The organism is Aureimonas sp. AU12, assembly GCF_001463705.1.
Taxonomy (GTDB): domain Bacteria; phylum Pseudomonadota; class Alphaproteobacteria; order Rhizobiales; family Rhizobiaceae; genus Aureimonas.
Genome location: NZ_BBWH01000009.1, coordinates 16,105 through 35,344, shown reverse-complemented (window position 1 = coordinate 35,344; position 19,240 = coordinate 16,105). Strand labels below are relative to the sequence as shown.

17 protein-coding genes are annotated in these 19,240 nt (G+C 67.8%); 6 read left to right on the top strand and 11 right to left on the bottom strand.

Annotation, left to right across the window (positions count from 1 at the left end; translation table 11 throughout):
* Window positions 1–116: 116 nt before the first annotated feature.
* The gene (locus AUL33_RS03920; RefSeq protein WP_156419271.1) at window positions 117–374 is read right to left on the bottom strand and encodes a hypothetical protein; all 258 of its coding nucleotides are present in this window, start codon (window positions 372–374) and stop codon (window positions 117–119) included.
* A 165-nt stretch (window positions 375–539) separates the two neighbouring features.
* On the opposite strand from AUL33_RS03920, the gene AUL33_RS03915 reads away from it, so the two are divergent.
* A complete protein-coding gene (locus tag AUL33_RS03915; RefSeq protein ID WP_062204182.1) occupies window positions 540–791 on the top strand; it encodes a hypothetical protein in 252 nt (83 codons plus the stop codon).
* 9 nt (window positions 792–800) lie between these two features.
* On the opposite strand, the gene AUL33_RS03910 is transcribed toward AUL33_RS03915, so the two are convergent.
* Together AUL33_RS03910 and AUL33_RS03905 are read right to left on the bottom strand one after the other, a co-directional pair.
* Window positions 801–2,162 carry a sigma-54 dependent transcriptional regulator gene (locus AUL33_RS03910; protein WP_062203974.1) on the bottom strand — a complete coding sequence of 454 codons (1,362 nt, stop codon included), beginning with the start codon at window positions 2,160–2,162 and terminating at the stop codon, window positions 801–803.
* A complete protein-coding gene (locus tag AUL33_RS03905) occupies window positions 2,159–3,979 on the bottom strand; it encodes an ATP-binding protein (protein ID WP_192843129.1) in 1,821 nt (606 codons plus the stop codon). The genes AUL33_RS03910 and AUL33_RS03905 overlap by 4 nt, the downstream gene beginning before the upstream one ends.
* Before the next feature lie 231 nt (window positions 3,980–4,210).
* Here AUL33_RS03905 and AUL33_RS03900 point away from each other — a divergent pair, with 231 nt between their 5' ends.
* Entirely contained in the window at window positions 4,211–5,560 is a 1,350-nt protein-coding gene (locus AUL33_RS03900; RefSeq protein ID WP_062203968.1) for a dicarboxylate/amino acid:cation symporter, read from the top strand.
* Between the two features lie 80 nt (window positions 5,561–5,640).
* Here the strand turns inward: AUL33_RS03900 and AUL33_RS03895 are convergent, their stop codons facing one another.
* Window positions 5,641–5,967 (bottom strand): PilZ domain-containing protein, encoded by a 327-nt coding sequence (locus AUL33_RS03895; protein ID WP_062203966.1) that lies wholly within the window; start codon window positions 5,965–5,967, stop codon window positions 5,641–5,643.
* Window positions 5,968–6,129: 162 nt separating this feature from the next.
* Between AUL33_RS03895 and AUL33_RS03890 the strand changes: the two genes are divergently transcribed.
* Window positions 6,130–6,627, top strand: coding sequence for a hypothetical protein (locus AUL33_RS03890; RefSeq protein ID WP_062203962.1), 498 nt, complete (start codon window positions 6,130–6,132; stop codon window positions 6,625–6,627).
* A 9-nt stretch (window positions 6,628–6,636) separates the two neighbouring features.
* Here the strand turns inward: AUL33_RS03890 and AUL33_RS03885 are convergent, their stop codons facing one another.
* Both AUL33_RS03885 and AUL33_RS03880 read right to left on the bottom strand, forming a co-directional pair.
* Window positions 6,637–6,960 carry a polyhydroxyalkanoic acid system family protein gene (locus AUL33_RS03885; RefSeq protein WP_062203959.1) on the bottom strand — a complete coding sequence of 108 codons (324 nt, stop codon included), beginning with the start codon at window positions 6,958–6,960 and terminating at the stop codon, window positions 6,637–6,639.
* A gap of 164 nt (window positions 6,961–7,124) precedes the next feature.
* Window positions 7,125–8,534, bottom strand: a complete 1,410-nt coding sequence (locus tag AUL33_RS03880) for a DEAD/DEAH box helicase (protein WP_062203955.1) — start codon at window positions 8,532–8,534, stop codon at window positions 7,125–7,127.
* A 426-nt stretch (window positions 8,535–8,960) separates the two neighbouring features.
* Between AUL33_RS03880 and AUL33_RS03875 the strand changes: the two genes are divergently transcribed.
* Window positions 8,961–9,659, top strand: coding sequence for a bifunctional 2-polyprenyl-6-hydroxyphenol methylase/3-demethylubiquinol 3-O-methyltransferase UbiG (locus AUL33_RS03875; RefSeq protein ID WP_062203952.1), 699 nt, complete (start codon window positions 8,961–8,963; stop codon window positions 9,657–9,659).
* Window positions 9,660–9,701: 42 nt separating this feature from the next.
* Here AUL33_RS03875 and AUL33_RS03870 read toward each other — a convergent pair whose 3' ends face one another.
* Window positions 9,702–10,874 carry a D-alanyl-D-alanine carboxypeptidase family protein gene (locus tag AUL33_RS03870; protein WP_244491952.1) on the bottom strand — a complete coding sequence of 391 codons (1,173 nt, stop codon included), beginning with the start codon at window positions 10,872–10,874 and terminating at the stop codon, window positions 9,702–9,704.
* A 189-nt stretch (window positions 10,875–11,063) separates the two neighbouring features.
* Between AUL33_RS03870 and AUL33_RS03865 the strand changes: the two genes are divergently transcribed.
* A complete protein-coding gene (locus AUL33_RS03865; protein WP_062203945.1) occupies window positions 11,064–11,534 on the top strand; it encodes a DUF3597 domain-containing protein in 471 nt (156 codons plus the stop codon).
* Between the two features lie 84 nt (window positions 11,535–11,618).
* Here the strand turns inward: AUL33_RS03865 and AUL33_RS03860 are convergent, their stop codons facing one another.
* Window positions 11,619–13,448, bottom strand: coding sequence for an ABC-F family ATP-binding cassette domain-containing protein (locus tag AUL33_RS03860; RefSeq protein WP_062203942.1), 1,830 nt, complete (start codon window positions 13,446–13,448; stop codon window positions 11,619–11,621).
* Window positions 13,449–13,462: 14 nt separating this feature from the next.
* Entirely contained in the window at window positions 13,463–14,386 is a 924-nt protein-coding gene (locus AUL33_RS03855) for a LysR substrate-binding domain-containing protein (RefSeq protein WP_062203938.1), read from the bottom strand.
* Window positions 14,387–14,491: 105 nt separating this feature from the next.
* Between AUL33_RS03855 and AUL33_RS03850 the strand changes: the two genes are divergently transcribed.
* Complete coding sequence (locus AUL33_RS03850; RefSeq protein WP_062203936.1) at window positions 14,492–14,722, top strand: hypothetical protein; 231 nt, start codon at window positions 14,492–14,494, stop codon at window positions 14,720–14,722.
* A 7-nt stretch (window positions 14,723–14,729) separates the two neighbouring features.
* Here AUL33_RS03850 and AUL33_RS03845 read toward each other — a convergent pair whose 3' ends face one another.
* Together AUL33_RS03845 and AUL33_RS03840 are read right to left on the bottom strand one after the other, a co-directional pair.
* Window positions 14,730–17,873, bottom strand: a complete 3,144-nt coding sequence (locus AUL33_RS03845) for an efflux RND transporter permease subunit (RefSeq protein ID WP_062203933.1) — start codon at window positions 17,871–17,873, stop codon at window positions 14,730–14,732.
* Window positions 17,870–19,156, bottom strand: coding sequence for an efflux RND transporter periplasmic adaptor subunit (locus AUL33_RS03840; protein ID WP_062203930.1), 1,287 nt, complete (start codon window positions 19,154–19,156; stop codon window positions 17,870–17,872). The genes AUL33_RS03845 and AUL33_RS03840 overlap by 4 nt, the downstream gene beginning before the upstream one ends.
* Window positions 19,157–19,240: the final 84 nt, after the last annotated feature.

Here is a 19,240-nt window from a genome sequence, read left to right as displayed (position 1 = left end):
GGCTGAAACCCCGGCGCCGCAAGCTCTGCGCCGGGTTCGAGGGTTGCTGAAACCTTTACGAAAATTGCGATCGTCTGCCAGCGAATCAGGGCTGCACGAGGCCGATGCGGCCGCGTTCAGTAGTCGATTTTTCTCGGCACGTAGCCGCCGCGCTGGATGATGGAGGCCACGGCGATCTGCTCGCGAAGCGGCTTGGCGAGGATCGGCAGGACGGCCCGCTCGAAAAGGTCGCGCTCCTCCGGCGGCAGCTTGCCGATGCCGAGTTCGGCGACCCGCTCGGCCACGGCTCGCTCGCGGGAGCCCGACTTCAGGAGATTGGCTTCGAGCACCTCGTGAATGAGAGCGCTGAGTTCGGGATTGGTCTGCGTCGTCATCGTCCATGCCATGCCGGTCGGGGCGTGTGAGGTAAGGCCAGTTCGTGGCGCTGTCGAGAAGGCCGGACGGGAAGTTCGGCGCCTGCGAAACATCGCCACGGGTGCGGAGCGCCTGCGATCGGAATGCATTGTCTCTCCACACGCATGAATATGTACGGAGGCACCATGTCCGACACCCCGCTCAGCGATCACGCTCTCTCGATCCTCACCTTCGCCGCCTATCATTCCCTCGTCAGTGGCGAGAGCGTGACGCGGGTCGTACTCGACGATGGAAAGGGCCATCACGCCGACCCCGAAGGCGTGAAGGAAATGGAGAGCGCTGGTCTTCTCGAGCCGGAAGGCGAGCGCGGCACCCTGACCGACGAAGGCGCGCGGAAGCTCGGCAAGGTGATCGAGGCCATTCGCGGCGTCGCCTGAGCGAGACACTCAGTCCTCGGATTGCAGGAAGTCGCGTCGGCTGATCCCATGGCGTTGGAGCTTGTCGTAGAACGTCTTTCGCGGCAGGCCCAGCGCCTCGATCGTCCTGCGCACGTCACCGCCCTCGTTGGCCAGCGTCTCGCGGATCACGCCCGCTTCGAACCGGTCCACGCGCTCGGGAAGCGTCAGCCCGGCAGATCCCGCAGCCGGCACATCGGCGTCGTCCTCGCCGAGACCGAGGGCGACGCGCTCGGCATAGTGCGAGAGTTCCCGCACGTTGCCGGGCCAGAGGTGGGTGGCCAGTCGCCGCGCGACGCCGCTCGACAGCGGCGGCAACTCGCGGCGGAAGCGCTCCGCGGCGCGGGCCAGGAAATGCGCGAAGAGCAGGGGCACGTCGTCGCGTCTCTCGCGCAGCGGTGGAATGCGAACGGTCACCACATTCAGACGGTAGAACAGGTCTTCGCGAAAATAGCCGCGGGCGGTGGGGTCGCCGAGATCGACCTTCGCGGCGGCGACGACGCGAAGATCCACCGCCCGGCGCTGGTTGGTGCCGAGCGGTTCGACCTCGCGGGTTTCGAGAACGCGCAGCAGTTTCACCTGCAGGGCCGGCGGCATCGATTCGATCTCGTCGAGAAACAGCGTGCCGCCGCTCGAATGTTCGATACGCCCGACGCGCTTCTTCAGAGCGCCGGTGAAGGCGCCGGCCTCGTGGCCGAACAACTCGCTCTCGATCACCGTTTCCGGCAGCGCGCCGCAATTCAGCGCGACGAAGGGGCGGGGAGCTCGCCGGCTCCAGCGATGCAGGAGGCTGGCGACGACCTCCTTGCCCGAGCCGGTCTCGCCCTCGACGAGCACATCCACGTCGGCGTCGGCAATCTGCCGCAGCGTGCGGCGCAGCCGCTCCATGCCGGGGCTTTCGCCGATCAGGGGCATGTCGTCGTCGGCGGCGCGCTCGGCCAGCGCCCGCAGCTGCCGGTTTTCCAGCACCAGCCGACGCTTCTCGGTGGCGCGGCGCACGCTCTCGACGAGGCGATCGGTGGCATAGGGCTTGGCGATGAAGTCGTAGGCCCCCTCGCGCAGCGCATCCACCGCCATCGCCACGTCGCCATGGCCGGTGACGAGGATCACCGGCAGGTCGGGATCCATCGCCCGCAAGCGCCGGAAGAGTTCGAGCCCGCCCATGCCGGGCATGCGGATGTCGGTGACGACGACGCCTGGGAATTCTGCCGTAATCCCCGCCAGCGCGCTCTCGCCGTCGGGAAAGGTCATCGGCGTGAAGCCCGCGAGGTCGAGCGTCTGCCGGTTGGCATCGCGAAGCGTCTCGTCGTCGTCGACGAAGGCGACGCTCGGCCTATCGATGGTCTGGCTCATGGTGCGGCCTTCAGTCGAAGCGTGAACGTGGCGCCCTCGTTCGGGCGGCTCTCGGCGGAGAGATCGCCGCCCCATTCGCTCAAGATGTCCTTGGCGATCACAAGGCCGAGCCCGAGGCCGCGCGCTTTAGTGGTCGAGAAGGGGGTGAACAGGGTGCGCAGGGCTTCCGGGGCGATCCCGGTGCCGTTGTCGGCGACATGGAAAAGAATGTCCTCACCATGACGCTCGGCCGAAATCGCGATGCGCGGCAATGGCCGGTCGGTGCTTGCTTCGACGGCGTTGCGCAGGAGGTTGACAAGCACCTGCTCCAGCCGGATGCGCTCCCCGTGGACCCGCAGCGTCGCCAGAGCGGGATCGCGGACCAGCACGACGCCGGCGCCGTCGAGGAGCCCGCGCAGCACCATCTCGGCGCCGTCCAGCGCATCGGCGACGACGATGGTCTCCATCTCGCCGTGGCCCCGCCGGGCGAAGCCGCGCAGCGTCTCGGTGATGGCGCCGATCCGCGTGGTCAGGCCGACCACGCTGGCGAGGTTCTGGCGGGCCGTTGGCGTGTCGCCGCGTGCCAGGAACCGGTCGGCATTCTCGGCATAGGTGCGGATCGCCGCCAGCGGCTGGTTGATCTCGTGCGCGACGCCTGCCGTGATCTGGCCGAGCGTTGCCAGCCGGTTCGCCTGTTCGAGATCGATCCGCAACTCGTCGAGCCGCCGCTCGGTGATCCCGCGCGCGGCGATCGCCGCCTTGAGCTGCCCGTTGGCTTCGCGCAACTCGCCGGTGCGCTCCAGAACCCGCCGCTCCAACTCGTCGGCGGCACGGCGCAGGTTCCGTTGGCGAGCAAGCGCCCGGCGGCGGCGGCGCACGAGATAGATGCCGATGGTGAGCGCCACCGCGGCCAGCGCCAGCGCCTGTCGCCGCGCCGAGGCCATGCCCATTGCCATCGCTGCATCGGCCGGTGCCAAGAGATGCAGCCGCCAGGGCAGGCGCGGATCGCCGAGGGGCTGATCGAGTGCGAGGTAGCGCGGCGCGCCGCCGTTCTCGCCGAGCGTCGTCAGGCCATCGCGGTCGGGCCCGAGCGGCATTGGCGTCAGCGGCGCGCCGCCGAATTGCAGGCTCTCGCGGATGCCCGCGGCGAGCATCCCGTCGATCGGGTGCAGGGTCCGATAGCGAAGCGCGTCGCGGCTCGTGGCGAGGACGATGCCGCGATCGTCGCTGGCGAAGACGAGGTTGCCGCTCGTGTGCCAGTCGCTCTCGACATCGGCAAGTTCGACCTTCAGCACGACCACGCCGAGCGCCGTGCCGTCCGCATCGACGCGCTGCGACAGGTAGAGGCCGGGCCGCCGGCTCACCGTGCCGAGGGCATACTGCTCGGCCGCGCCTTCCGCGATGGCGCCGGTGAAGTAGCGGCGGAACCGGTAGTCGCTACCGACGAAGCTCGTGGGTTCGCTGAAATTGCTGGCGGCGACCGTCAGCCCCGTCCGGTCGAGGAGATAGAGGACACTGGCGCCGGTGGTCGCCGCAAGCGCCGCGAGGCGACGATCGACGACCGCGAGGCGTGCCGGTGTCGGCGCGCTCAGTGCGACGTGGATGTCGGGGTCGCCGGCGAGCACGAGGGGGACGGTGCGCTGCTTGGCGATTTCGCTGCGCAGGACCGATGCGGCCAGCGGCATCGAGGCTGCGGCCTGCATCCTCACATCGTCGAGTGCCGCCGTGCGACCGACGATGCCCGCCGCGATCCAGACCGCCGCCGCCACGGCGAGGGCGCAGACGATCCCGGCAAGCCGCAGGGCGTTTCGGCGCGAAAGGGGGAGCACGTCAGGCATGTGCGGAAGATCGCACATTCGGTGGATTGGGTGGGCGGAATTCCGCGTTGATCCCATGGAAAATAAGCGCGTACAGGACATCCAAGAGCCGTGCGCCAGCGGAATGGCAGCCCTGCGCAGAGCTGGCACGGTGCTTGCAGAGGTGTTGGCGGGCCGTGTAGCGAGACGCAGAGGCCCGCCGCATGCGGACGCCGGGAGGCCCCGTGTGAACGACAACCGGGAGGCACTCGAATGGCATCCATACCCATCGTGCGGAGCGAACCCGCCCGCCGCAAGCCGCTTTACGCACAGCTCTACGTGCAGGTGCTCGTGGCGATCGCGCTCGGCATCACGCTCGGGCACTTCTATCCCGACCTCGGCGCGAGCATGAAGCCGCTCGGCGACGCCTTCATCAAGCTGGTGAAGATGATCATCGCCCCGGTGATCTTCCTCACCGTCGCCACCGGCATCGCCGGAATGAGCGATCTGAAGAAGGTCGGCCGCGTCGCCGGCAAGGCGATGCTCTACTTCATCACCTTCTCGACCTTGGCCCTCATCATCGGCCTCATCGTCGGCAATCTCGTCCAGCCCGGCGCCGGCCTCAACATCGACCCGGCCTCGCTCGACGCCAAGGCCGTGGCCGACTACGCCTCGAAGGCGCACGAGCAGACGATCACCGGCTTCCTGCAGAACATCATCCCGACGACCATCGTCGGTGCCTTCGCCTCCGGCGACATCCTGCAGGTCCTGTTCTTCTCGGTCCTGTTCGGCCTGTCGCTCGCCATGGTCGGCGAGAAGGGCGCGCCCGTCACGGCCTTCCTGACGGCCGTCTCGGCTCCGATGTTCAAGCTCGTCGGCATCCTGATGAAAGCCGCCCCGATCGGCGCCTTCGGCGCCATGGCCTTCACCATCGGTAAATACGGCATCGGCTCGGTGGCGAACCTCGCCATGCTCGTCGGCACGTTCTACCTCACGGCCATCCTCTTCGTGACGGTCGTCCTCGGCGCGGTCTGCCGCTACAACGGCTTCTCGATCTTCGCGCTGCTTCGCTACATCAAGGAGGAGTTGCTCCTCGTCCTCGGCACGTCCTCGTCGGAGGCGGCGCTGCCGACCCTGATGGAGAAGCTGGAAGCGGCCGGCTGCAAGAAGTCGGTGGTCGGGCTCGTGGTCCCCACCGGCTACTCGTTCAACCTCGACGGCACCAACATCTACATGACGCTCGCGGCCCTGTTCATCGCCCAGGCGACGAACATCGACCTCTCGCTCACCGACCAGGTTCTGCTGCTCCTCGTCGCCATGCTGTCGTCGAAGGGTGCGGCCGGCATCACCGGCGCGGGCTTCATCACACTGGCCGCGACGCTCTCCGTGGTTCCCTCCGTGCCGGTCGCCGGCATGGCCCTCATCCTCGGCATCGACCGCTTCATGTCGGAATGCCGCGCGCTGACCAACCTCGTCGGCAATGCCGTCGCGACGATCGTCGTGGCGCGCTGGGAGGGCGAACTCGACACCGATCAGCTCCATGCGGCGCTGAACGGCAAGATCGAGCCGCTGGGCCCGGCCACCAGCGAGACCAACTCGATCGAGGCGGTCCCTGCGCACTGACCGCCCCCGTTGAAAGGAGAAAGGCCCGCTCCGGGGAACCGGGGCGGGCCTTTCTGCGTCAAAGCCTCTACGAACGGGGGTCAGGGCGCGACGGCATAGAAGCGGCCGGCGATGCGATGCTGTTCGTTCGCATCCACCTGTTCAGGGGCTGAGGCGAAGGTCAGGCCGATCTCGGCACCGCGCGCCCAGACGATGCGGGCCCGCCACTTGAAAGCCTCGACCTCGTCGAACAAGAACAGCTCCTCGGGCAAGGTCTCCCCGACCGGGGCGAACGCGCGGATGCGCGCACCGGTGGAGGAGCGCTCGATGAGGGCACAGTCGCAGAGGAACCGGCCGCCTTCGGTCAGGAGCTTGGCGGGCCGCAGGCGGGTGGCGTTGCGTCGCTCCCGTCGTCGCTCGAAGATCATCGTTCCATCCCGTTTCCTGCCGACGTGCGCCGTTCCTTCGGCCGGTCTTTACCGATCGTCAACCCTAAGTCGAGATGCGTGCGACCGCCCGCCGTGATCGCCAATCTTCGTTAACGCGGCATGGGCGATGCTTCAGCTTCACGCAAGGAGCCTTCCGCTGCCATGACCGATCTTGCACCGACCCTGCGAAAGGGTTCATTTCTCGACGGACGCCTGTTCAACAGGGGCGAGGGCGAATGGAGCGTCGCCGACTGGGTGGTCGGCCTGACCTCGGTCGCCCTGGCGCTCGGATCGGCGAGCTTCTTCACCGTGTCCTACGTCATCTCCGTGCGCTCGCCGGACTTCTTCCAGCAGGCGGCGATCGCCAACATGCCGGAGAAGCTCGATGCGATCGCGACGGGATCGGTGAACACCGACGGCGCCATTCCCGCACCGCAGGTCGTGCGAAGCCGCGCGCTGATGCCGGGCGACTACCAGATCGTCATGGTCTTCCAGAACGAGGCGTTGCTGGCGACGCGCGACGAGTTGATGCGCGTGAAGGTCGGCTCGGTGCTTCCTGGCCTTGGCACCATCCGCACCATTGCCGGGTCTTCGCTGAAGGGCGGCACGGTCATCGCCGACAATGCCACCCTGAACAGTCTGGCGTCCGCAACGCCCTGATCGGCCGGCTCAGGCCACCGTGGTCTTGTTCTCGAGGAGAACCTGGCCTTCCTTCTGGATCTTGCCGGTGAGCTTGCCGGCGATCGCGGCGAGGAAGCCCGGCAGGTCGAGCTCGACATGCACGTGGTCGTCGAGAATATCGAGGCGTCCGACGATCGACTGGCCCATCATCTTCGCGCGGAAGTCGAGATGATCGCCGGTCCACTGGTCCTCGAACTTCAGCATTCCGCCCGTGGCTTCGCTGCGGATGCGCCCGAAGCCCTCGGTGATCCGCGCCTTCGCGGTCTCGCGCGTCAGCTTGTGCGGAATGTCGACCTTCACGGTCTCGGCCATACGTCGTGCTCCATTCTCGAAATCGGCTTTTTGGCCATATGGAGGGGAGGGGCGATGCTCGCAACCGCTGGATGCCCTTCCGCTCGCATGCGGGGTCTCGCCGCCAACGAAAAAGGGCGCCCCGCGAAGGACGCCCCCTGTCTCGTGATGGCAGGATCGGCCGATCAGCCGACGGCGCGCGAACCGCTGCCGCCACGGCTGCGACCGCGACCACCGTTCGGACGGGCCGCACGGTCTTCGCCGCGCGACGCTTCGGAGCGCGGGCCCTCGCCGCGCGGGGCAAAGGAACGCTCGCCCTGCGGCTTGCCGCGACGCTCGCCCGGCTTGCCGCCGCGCGGGGCCTGACGCTGGCTGTCCGGCTTCGCGCCGCCCGGACGACCCGAGCCGCCGCGGGGCTGGCGAGGACCGCGCGACTCGCGCGGCTCGTCGGCGAAGGCCGAGGCGTCGGAGAATTCCGAGGTCTGCACGTCGAAGCGCAGGCCCGTCAGCTTCTCGACCTGTCGCAGCTTGGCGCGCTCGCCGGGATCGCACAGCGTGACCGCGATGCCGGACTTGCCGGCGCGGGCGGTGCGGCCGATGCGGTGGACGTAGGACTCGGCCTCTTCCGGCAGGTCAAAGTTCACGACGTGGCTGATGTCGTCGACATGGATGCCGCGCGCCACGATGTCGGTGGCGACGAGAACCTTCATCTTGCCGGTCTGGAACTCACCGAGCGCCTTCTGGCGGGCGCCCTGGCTCTTGTTGCCGTGGATCGCCGCTGCGCCGATGCCGGCCTTGGCCAGATCTTCCGCAAGACGGTTGGCGCCGTGCTTGGTGCGCGTGAAGATCACGGCCTTCTCGAAGGTCGGCAGATGCTTGATCAGCCAATGCTTCTTGGCCTTCTGCGGCACCAGATAGACGCTCTGGTCGATCTTCTCGACCGTCACGATTTCCGGCGTCACCTCGACGCGGATCGGATCCTTGAGGATCTTGGCGGCGAGCGAGGCGATGTTCTGCGGCATCGTGGCCGAGAACAGCAGCGACTGGCGCTTCACCGGCAGCATCTTCACGATGCGGGTGATGTCGCGCACGAAACCCATGTCGAGCATGCGGTCGGCTTCGTCCAGCACGAGGTGCTGCACGTCGGCCAGCGTCAGGGCGCGCTGGTCGATGAGGTCGAGCAGGCGGCCGGGCGTGGCGATGACGATGTCGACGCCCTTCGTGGCCGACTGCATCTGCGGACGGATCGAGACGCCGCCGAACACCGTCATGTGACGGATCGGGGTGCCCACGGTGAAGCCCTTGACGTTCTCGGCGATCTGCACCGCGAGTTCGCGCGTCGGCGCGAGGATCAGGACCTTGGTGGAATTGGCCTTCGGTCGACCGCCGGCCTTGAGAAGCGCGTCGATGATCGGCAGCGAGAAGGCGGCGGTCTTGCCGGTTCCGGTCTGGGCGATGCCGAGCACGTCGCGGCCCTTCAGGACCGCGGGAATGGCCTGCGCCTGGATCGGCGTGGGAATGGTGATGTCCATCTGGCCGAGAGCGGACAGAAGCACGTCGGCAAGGCCGAGCGCCTGGAAAGTGGTCTGGGTCAAGGAATGCCTTTGACTTGGGGTACGGACCCCGCAGGGTCCGTGAAGCGGCCGGACGATCCTGCGCAGGATCGGAACGGCACGGGCCGCGGCCGGACAAGTAAAAGGTCCGGCGGGCGCTCGTCAGATATCCAGCTTGGAAGTGCGGATCAAAAAGCGGGCGCAGCGCAAACGCGGCATCACGAGACCGATATCGTCGTTTTTGTGCGCTGCGTCAAGGCCGTCGTCGCCGAACGGGGAGGACGGACCGTTCGATGATCGGCGCGCCCACGTGGCGACGAGGCCACGGCGTCAGGTTGGAGCCAGCGTGTGCCCGTTACAATTTTAAGCTTCACGTCAGTGTCTTTTTGATCGTAGGGTCGGTCCCATTGGATGCCGCGGTCGTCCACTGGCCGTCTCGTTCCCTTCTCGCTTTCGGGAGAATGTAGAATGGCAGAGACCGCGCCCACCGCTTTCACCGAGTATATGAAAGGCTCCGTTCCACGCCGACGCACCCTCGATATCCTCGAGATCGGCGGCGGGGCCAAGACCCATGTTCCGATGGCCAACGCCCGCTATACGGTCGTCGACGTCTGCGAGGATGCGCTGGAGCGCAACCGCTACGCGTCGGACGTCATCGTCGGCGACGCGCAGTCGATGGATTACGGCGCCCGCAAGTTCGACATCCTCGTCTTCTGGAACACGCTCGAACACATGGCGGACCCCGGCGCCGCGCTTCTGCAGGCGCTGCCGGCTTTGCGGCCGAACGGTCTCGTCGTCGTACGCGGACCGGAACTGCGCTCGCTCAAGGGACTGGTGACGCGCCTGACGCCGCACTGGTTCCACGTCCAGTTCTACCGTCGGGTGCTCGGACGCCCCGACGCCGGGCAACCGGGCTCGGCGCCTTATGCGGTGGAACATGCCGGCGACGCCTCGCCGGAGCGGATCGTCGATCTCCTCGGGGATCACCGCTGCCGGATCGAGTTCGAGGAGCACTATGTCGGCGACCAGCTGAAGCTGCTTCGCGCCTATTCGAAGACCGCCTACGCGGCCTATCAGGTCGCGAGCGGCGTGCTGCGGGGCCTGACCCGTGCGCGCTGGGGCCTTTCCGCCACCGACTTCGTGTTCGCCTTCCGCAAGCTGGCCTGATCGGGCACTCGTCCCCCGGGGAAGTTCGTCCGGCGTGGCGGACTACCGGAAGTGGCTCATGACCGTCTCCTGGATCCGCTGGAACAATCCGGCCTCCTCCATCGCAGCCGCCGCATAGAGCGGCTCCTCGCGCATCGTCTTGCCGTCGCGCGTGACCCGCAGCACGGCGACGCGGCGCCCTTCCGCGACGGGCGCCTCCAGCGTGCCGACGGGCACGACCTCGCTCTTGTAGGGCGCGCCGGATCCGCGTGGTTCGAGGAAGCGGACCTCGCGGGCTGCCTTGACAGGAACGCTCGAACCGGTGCCGCCGGTGACCGCGACCTCGCCCGCCACCGCGCCGTCCTTCAGCACCACGACGTTCTCGAAGCCCCGCAGGCCCGTCGTCAGCATGGCGCGCGCTTCGGTGGCGCGCTCGCCCACCGTCTTCATCCCGGTCATCGCGAAGACGATGCGCCGGCCGCTCTCGTCCTTGGCCGAGGCGACGAGCCCGTAGCCGGCCTCGGCCGTGTGCCCGGTCTTCAGGCCGTCCGCGCCGAAGGCGAGAAGCGGGTTGCGCGAGCGCTGCTTGATGCCGTTAAAGGTGAACTCCTCTTCCGAGAAGAGCGGATAGTGTTCGGGATAGGTGCGGATCAGGTAGGTCGCGAGCGTCGCGAGGTCCCGCACGGAGACGCGCTGGCCGGGGTCGGGCAGCCCGTGCGGATTGGCGAAGTGCGAGTGCGTGAGGCCGAGTTCGCGCGCCTTGGCGTTCATCAGTTCGGCAAAGGCGGGAACGCTGCCGGCAATGCCTTCGGCCGCGACGATCGTCGCATCGTTGCCGGACTGGATGGCGATGCCCTTGATCAGGTCGTCGACGCTGACCTGCGAGTTGAGCGGCAGAAACATGGTGGAGCCGCCCGACGCCGCGCCCCCCGTACGCCAGGCATATTCGGACACGGGAAAGGTCTCGTCGGCCCGGATGGCGCCGGACTTCAGCTGGTCGAAGATGATCGCCAGCGTCATCAGCTTCGACAGGCTCGCCGGGGGAATCTCGTCGTCGGCGTTCTTCTCGAAAAGCACCGTGTCGGTGTCGAAATCGACGAGGATGGCGTTGCGGGCCGCCGTCTCGATGGCGGCGGCGGGCAGGGTGCCGAACGCGCTCCAGAGGGCCAGCGCCAGAAGCGCCATCGGGGTGCTGCGCCGAAGGTTCGATCCCGCCGTCCAAACGCTATGCCGCATCGATCGTAGTCCCCGCCTCGTCGAACGCGATCATAGCCGAACGCCGAATGGACCGCGTGCTTCACCTTGGGGCGAACATGGTAAGTTTCCGGTGAACGTCGGCGAAGCCCGATGGGAACGATCCCGGTGCTTTCCCGCTTCCCCTTTCGATCCGCAACCTGCAGGCGGCGACCAGAGGGAAAGACGACCATGGGTATCTTCGACAAGATCAAGGGCGCGATCTTCGGCACGCATGCGGAAGCCGCTCCCGTGCCCAAGCCTGCCGCACCTGCACCGACCGGGACCACCCCGACCCCAGCGGCGCCGACGCCGGCTGCTCCGGTACCGACAGCTTCGACCCCGGCCGCACCGCAGCCCGGCGCGCCGACGTCGGCGCCAACGGCGGCGCCGACGTCGGCGCAGGCCGTCGACGTCGCCGCGATGCTCGACGGTGCGGTGAAGGCCAAGGGCCAGCCGCTCGACTGGCGCAAGTCCATCGTCGATCTGATGAAGGCGCTCGATCTCGACAGCAGCATCGGTGCGCGCAAGGAACTCGCAGCCGAGTTGCACTACACCGGCGACACGTCGGACTCGGCGACGATGAATGTCTGGCTGCACAAGGCGTTGATGAAGAAGCTCGCCGAGAACGGCGGCAAGGTGCCGGCCGACCTCACCGACTGATCCCGACCCTTACGGACTAACCAAAAGAGACCGATGCAGGCTGCATCGGTCCCTTTTTTACCGGAGGGATCGACTGACGGGGCGTCAGCCCTCCATCTCGGCCTTCAGCATTTCGAGCGCCAGCCATTCGTCTTCGGCCTGCGCGAGCTTGGTCCGGTGCGCCTCGCTTTCGGCGGCGAGCGTCGAGAAGCGGTCCGGGTTCTTGGCGAAGAGGGCGGGATCGGCCATCTCGCGCTCGGCCTTGGCGATCGCCGCCTCGAACTTCGCCATCTCCTTCGGCAGGTTCTCCAGCGCGAACTTCTGCTTGAACGAGAGCTTCGCGGCGGCGCCGGACGTGGGTTTCGCCGCCGCCGAAGACGAGGAGGATGACGACCCTCCGCTTGCGACCTTGGCTTTCGCGGCGGTCTTGGCCTCCTTCTCGGCACCGCGCTTCTGCGCCGCCATGTCGGAATAGCCGCCGGCATATTCGAGCCACTTGCCGCCGCCGTCCGGCGAGATCACCGAGGTCACAGTGCGGTCGAGGAAGTCGCGGTCGTGGCTGACGAGCATGACCGTGCCGGGATAATTGGCGATCAGCTCCTGAAGGAGATCAAGCGTCTCCATGTCGAGATCGTTCGTCGGCTCGTCCAGCACGAGGAAATTGGCGGGCGTCGCCAGGGTCTTGGCCAGAAGCAGCCGGGCGCGCTCGCCGCCCGAGAGATTGCCCACGGGCGTTCGGATCTGCTCGGCCTGGAACAGGAAGTCCTTCAGATAGCCCGCGACGTGGCGCGCCTCGCCGTTGACCATCACCTGGTCTCCGCGCCCGTCCGTCAGCGCTTCCGAAACCGACAGCGTGTCGTCGAGGCTGGCGCGCTTCTGGTCGAGGAAGGCGAGGTCGAGATTGGTGCCGAGGCGCACCGTGCCGCTGTCGGGCTGCGCCTCGCCGATGAGCATCTTGAGGAGCGTCGTCTTGCCCGCGCCGTTCGGCCCGACGAAACCGACGCGGTCGCCGCGCTGGATGCGGGTCGAGAAATCCTTGACGAGGATGCGCTCGTCATAGGCTTTCGAGATCGTCTTCGCCTCAATCACCAGCTTGCCGCTCTCGCGGGTCTCGCCGGCCGCCATTTCCACCGTGCCGACGGCCCGGCGGGCGTTGCGCCGGTCGGAGCGCATCGTGTGAAGCGCGGCGAGGCGGCGCTCGTTGCGGGTGCGCCGCGCGGTGACGCCGTAGCGCAGCCAGTGCTCCTCGCGCACGATCTTGCGGTCGAGCTTCTGCAGGTCGCGCTCTTCTTCTTCCAGCGTCTTGTCGCGCCACGCCTCGAAGGCGCCGAACCCCTCGTTGATGCGCCGCACGGTGCCGCGGTCGAGCCAGACGGTGGCGCCCGTGGTGCGCTCGAGAAAGCGCCGGTCGTGGCTGATCGTGACGACGGCCGAGCGGATCGAACGGATCTCGTCCTCCAGCCATTCGATCGTCGGCAGGTCGAGATGGTTGGTCGGCTCGTCGAGAAGGATGATGTCGGGTTCGGGCGCCAGAACGCGCGCCAGCGCCGCGCGCCGCGCCTCGCCGCCGGAGAGGTCGCCCGGCCGCGCGTCGGCGCGAAGGCCGAGGCCCTCGATTAGCCGGGTGACGCGGTAGGGATCGTCGGCGGGGCCGAGGCCCGCGGCGACATAGCTCTCGACGCTGACGGCGTCGCCGAAGTCGGGCTCCTGCGCGAGATAGCGGATGGTCGCGCCGGGTTGGCGGAACACCTCGCCGCCATCGGCCTCGACGATGCCGGCGGCGATCTTGAGGAGGGTCGACTTGCCGGAGCCGTTGCGGCCGACGAGCGCGATGCGGTCGCCCGGCAGCACGCCGAGTTCGACATCGGTGAAGAGCGGCGTGCCGCCGAAGGTGAGGCGGACGCCATCGAGGCGCAGAAGCGGAGGAGGAGCCATGCGCGCCTTCTAGCCTATCCCGCTTCGGCAAGGGAAGGCGGGGTTGCCACCTCCGGTGCCGGGAAATGGCCCAGGAGCCACTCGCGGAAGGCACGGATCTTCGGCGCGTTGCGGCGGGCGGTGGGGTAGACGAGATAATAGGCCCGCCCTTCCTCACCCGCGACGTCGAACGGTTGCACGAGTTGTCCGCGCGCTAGTTCCTCGCCGTAGAAGAAGCGGGTGAGGATCGCGACGCCCTGGCCGGCCATCGCCGCGATGGCCTCCAGATGCTGCGAACCCATCTTGTGGCCGTTGTCGACCTCGTAGCCTTCGCGCGTCACGCCCGCGCTGGCGAACCATAGGTTCCACCAAGGATCGGTCGGGTCGATCAGCGGATAGCGCAGGAGATCGGCCGGGCTCTCGACCCCGCCCATCCGCTCGAGCAGCGCCGGGCTCAGCATCGGCGTGAATGCGGTTTCGATCAGCTTGTGGCAGGTGAGGCCCGGCCAGTCGCCCTTGCCGGCGCGGATGCCGACATCGACATTGTCGCGTTCGAGATCGAGCACCTGTTCGGAGTTCGTCAGTTGCACGACCAGCCGGGGGTGGAGCCGCTGGAAATCGACGAGGTGCCGGGCCAGCCAATAGGCTGCGAAGGTGGATGTCACGGTCACCGCAAGCACTCCATGGGCATCGCCCTGCGACTCATTGAAGGCCGCAGCAATCAGGTCGAGCGCCGTGGTGCAGTCCGTTGCCAGCCTCGCGCCGACATCGGTCAGCACCACCTGCCGTCGACCGCGGTTGAACAGGGCCGCGCCGACGCGCTCTTCCAGCACCTTGATCTGATAGCTGACCGCTGCCTGCGTCATCCCGAGTTCGGCTGCGGCCTTCGTGAAGCTCAGCTGGCGCGCGGCGGCCTCGAAGACGCGGATGGCAGCGAGCGGGGGCAGGGATCGGGTCATGATGCATCAAATCTCCTTATGCATCATGCGCGACGTTCGATTGGATCGGCAAGCCCCTTCGGCGCCAGATGGGGCAGCCAGACGCCCCATCGATGGAGCCCCGCCATGTCGTCATCCGCCCACGAAACCGCCGCTCCCCGATCCGCGCCGCAGCCGGCCGGGGCCGCGCTCACCCGTTGGCGCGCGATCGCCCGCCATGCGCTGAGCTTCGCGATCGGCCGCCATCGGCGCATCCATCGTCTCGACGAGACCACGCCCGATCACGTCCTGCGCGACGTCGGCCTTCTCGACGGGCGCTCCCGGCCGCATGCGGGCGAGGGCGGTCCGTTCGGATGACGCCCGCTCAGTGGTGGCCGTCGCCGGCAAGGCCCAGCCGCTCGGCGTCGGCGAGATCCAGCCGCAGCTGCGTCTCGGCGTGGACGTTCGGCTTGGAGAAACGAGCGAGCGCCAGATAGGCGACGGGCGTCAGGAACAGGGTCGCGACCGTCGCGAGCCCCAAGCCTCCGACGATGACATAGCCGAGGGTGACGCGTGCCTCGGCGCCGGCACCGGTCGAGAAGACCAGCGGCACGCCGCCGACGATCGTCGCGATCATCGTCATCATCACCGGTCGCAGGCGGATGATCGAGGCCTGTTCCACCGCCTCGCGCACGCTCGCGCCGCGCTCGCGCAGCTGGTTGGCAAACTCGACGATGAGGATGCCGTTCTTGGCCATGATGCCGACGAGGAGCACCAGCCCGATCTGCGAATAGAGGTTCAGCGTCTCGCCGAAGAAGGCCATGGCATAGATGGCGCAGGCGACGCCGAAGGGCACGGTGGCGATGATGATGACAGCCGAGACGAAGCTCTCGAACTGGGCGGCCAGCACGAGGAACACCACGACGATGGCGAAGCCGAAGACCACGGCAAGCCCGCTCGACGTTTCCTCCAGCGTCGCGGCTTCGGCCAGCGGCACGAGCCGCATCTCGGGCGGCAGGCGATCGGCGGCAAAGGCCTGTATGTCGGCCCAGCCTTGCGAGATCGACAGGCCGGCCGGCAGGTCGGCGGACATGGCGACCGAGCGCGACTGGTTCTCGCGCGACAGCGTCGGCGCGATCGCCTCCTCGACGATCGTCGCGATCGAGGACATCGGCACGAAATGCCCGTCCGTCGTCTTCAGGAAGATGTTGGCGAGATCGCCGGGATCGTTGATCGGCGATGTCGTGGACACGATGTGGATCGGGATCGAACGGTCCTCGACATAGGTCGTGCCGATCTCGCGGCCGTCGAGCAGCGACTGGATGGCGCTGGCCAGCCCGTCGATGTCGATGCCGAGATCGGAGGCCCGCGCCCGATCGATCTTCACCGAGAGCTGTGGCTGCGTGGTGTCGAAGGCGAGCTGCACGCGTCCCCATCGACCATCGGCGTTCATCGCCTCTTCCAGCGCCTCCGCGGTGTCGGAGAGGGCGCCGTAGGTCGGCCCGGCGATGGCGAACTGCAAACCGCGCCCGCCACCCCGGATGCCCAGCGAGTTGGGCTGGATGGCGCGCGCCTGCACGCCGGGGATCTCGCGGAAGGCGGTGTTGAGCTCGGCCGCGATCGCCTGCTGTGTGCGCACGCGCTCGCCCCAGGGCGTCAGCGTCATCACCATGAAGGCGGAATTGCCGGTGCCCGTGCCGATCCGCGCGAAGATGCTCGTCGCCTCGCCGCTCTCGACATAGGGGAGCACGATCTCCTCGACCCGGCGCATCTGGTCGTCGGTGTATTGCAGGCTTGCGCTTTGCGGAGCGGAAATGCTCATGAGGACGCTGCCGCGATCCTCGGACGGCGTCAGCTGTTGTGGCAGTCCCTGGAAGACCACGACCGCGGCCCCTGCGAAGATCACCGAGAACACCACGACGAGCAGCGCGTTGTTCAGCGCCCGGCGCAGGAGGAACGTGTAGAGCCCCGCCAGCCAGCCGCCGAGCCGCGCCGCGCCGCGCTTGGCGACGCCGACGCGCGCCTTGTCCGCCCGCTCTTCGAGAAGATGGGCCGCCAGCATCGGGCAGAGCGTCAGCGCGATGAAAGCCGACAGCGTGACCGAGATCGCCAGCACGAAGCCGAATTCGCGGAAGAGCCCGCCGGCGACACCCGGCAGGAACGAGATGGGAATGAAGACGGCGGCGAGCGTCGCGGTGGTCGAGACGACGGCGAAGAACACCTCGCGCGTGCCGATCACCGACGCGGCCTTGACGCTCATGCCCATGTCGCGGCGGCGGATGATGTTTTCGAGCACGATGATCGCGTCGTCCACTACCATGCCCGTTGCCAGCACGAGGGCGAGAAGGGTGATGATGTTGATCGAGAAGCCGATGAGGTAGATGCCGGCGACGACGCCGATGAGGGCGATCGGGATGGTCAGCGTCGGGATCAGCGTCGCCCGGAAGTTCATGAGGAAGGCGTAGATCACGGCGACCACGATGACGACGGCCAGCGCCAGCGTCAGTTCCACCTCGTGGATCGAGCCGTTGATGAAGGTCGCCTCGTCGGAGGTGATCACCATCCGTGTTCCCTCGGGCAGGGAGGCGTTCAGCTCGGCCACGGCGGCGCGCACGCCTTCCGAGATCGCGATGGTGGACGATCCCGCTTGGCGCACGACGTCGAGGCCGATGCCGGTCTCGCCGTTGACGCGCAGCTGCGAGGCTGCCTCGTCCGGACCGAAGCGGATCGAGGCGACGTCGCGAAGGCGCGTATCGGCGTCGAGAAGCACGGCGCCAAATTCGTCCGGCGTCGTCAGGCTCGCATCGGCGCGCACCACGAGGTTCTGGGTCGAGGACTCCAGCGAACCCGCCGGCTCGTCGAAGGCGGCATTGCCGAGCGCGGTCGAGACGTCCCCGAGCGTCAGCCCGCGCGTCGCCAGTTCGTCGGGCCGCACGTCGACATAGATCAGCTGCTCGCGTTCGCCCGAGAGCGTGACGTCGGCAACCCCCTCCACGGCCGCGATGCGGTCGGCGATGCGGTCGTCGACGAGCGTGGTGAGCTGCTCGATGCGCAGCGTGCTCGACAGGACGGCGACCCGCATGATCGAATCCGCGTTGGCATCCGCCTTCACGATGCGGGACTCGTCGGCGTCGTCCGGCAACTGGTTGGCGATGCCGGCGACCGCGTCTCGCACGTCGCTGGCCGCCACGTTCAGATCCGTCGCGTCCGAGAATTCGACGGTGACGCGCGACTGGCCGAAGCGCGACGACGAGGAAATCGAGGCTATGCCGGGCACGCGGGCGACGGCGCTTTCGATGTCGCTGGTCAACTGCCGATCGACCGCCTCGGCGGACGCGCCGTCGAAGAGCGTCGTGATCGAGATCACCGGCCGGTCGACATTGGGCAGTTCGCGGATCTCGACGGCGTTGAAGGCGGCGAGGCCGGCGACGATCACCAGGAGATTGATGACGATCGTGAAGACCGGACGACGGACGAACAGCGAGGTGAGGGAGGTGAGGGCGTCCGGCTTCGGGCCGGCGCCGCTCATGGCGCCGATCCCGTCGCCGGGGCGCCCGGCGCGCGGGTGGCACCGGCGGCATCGGCGCGGCGAAGGGGCGTCGGCTCGCCGGATGCGGAAGGCGCGCCCGCATCCGGCGTCGCCGGTGCCGGCGGGGCGGTCACGGGCTGTTGGACCCGCACGGGCGCGCCCTCGCGAAGCTGCTGGACGCCTTCGGTGATGACGGCATCGTTCTCACGCAGGGTCTGGGAGGCGACGAGCACGCGATCCACGTTGCGCTCGATGATGCTGATCGGTGCCTTGCGAGAGATGTCGTTCTGCGCGACCCAGACGAAGGGTCCGGCCCTTTCCCACTGAATGGCCAGCGGATCGACCGACAGGAAGCTGCTGCCGCCGAAGCCGATCTCGATGCCGAAGGACATGCCGGGACGAAGCAGATCGGCCTCGTTGTCGATCACCGCCTCGGCGCGAAGGGTTCGGCTTGCCTGGTCGAGACGGCTGTCGAGGGCGCTGATCTGCCCCTCATACGCCTCGCCCGAGCGCGTCGTTGGCTGCGCCGAGACGCTCTGGCCCAGCTGCAGTTCGGAGGTGAACGCCTCCGGCACGTTGAAGACGATCTTGAGCTTGGAGCGGTCGTCGACCGTCGCGATCAGCGTCGTGCCGTCGATGAGGGCGCCGACGTCGAGATCGAGGATGCCGACCCGGCCGCTGATCGGCGCCGTGATATTGCGCTTGTCGAGCGCGATCTCGGCCGCCTGCAGGTCCAGCGCCGCGGCATCCCGGGCGCGCCGCACCTCGTCGACCTGGACGGAGGTGATGGAGGAACTGGCCGAAAGCGACTGATAGCGCCGCAACTGATCCTCGCCGGCGGCCAGCGTGATCCGCGCCCGCTCCACGGCGACGCGCTCCGCATCGTTCTGGAGTGTCGCCAGCGTCGCGCCGGCCTCGACTTCGTCGCCCGAGCGAAAACCGATCTCGCGGATGATGCCGCTCGCGTCCGGACGCACCGCGACGGTGCGGATCGCCTCGGCCGTGCCGATCGCCCGCAACTGATCGCGGGTCACGGCGGGAATCGCGGGATCGGTCACGACGAGGGGAATGGCGCCCAATCGCCGCTCGCCTTGCGGCGTCGCCCCGACCTTCGGCGCATCGTCGGCCGGCGACAGCGCGGAGACCCAGCCACTCACCGGGGCCGGCAGATCGACGGCATCAGATAGAAGATAACGGCCCGGAACTTCCGACAGATGCAGCCAGACGACACCCGCGAGAAGCAGGGCTATGAGCGTGAGGACGATCTGACGAACGAATGCCATGAGGGCCTTTGCAAAGCGCGGCCGCAGGAGAACCGCATCGGCGAACGGTAACGGATGGCTCGGTCGCCACCGCCATGAATTTTT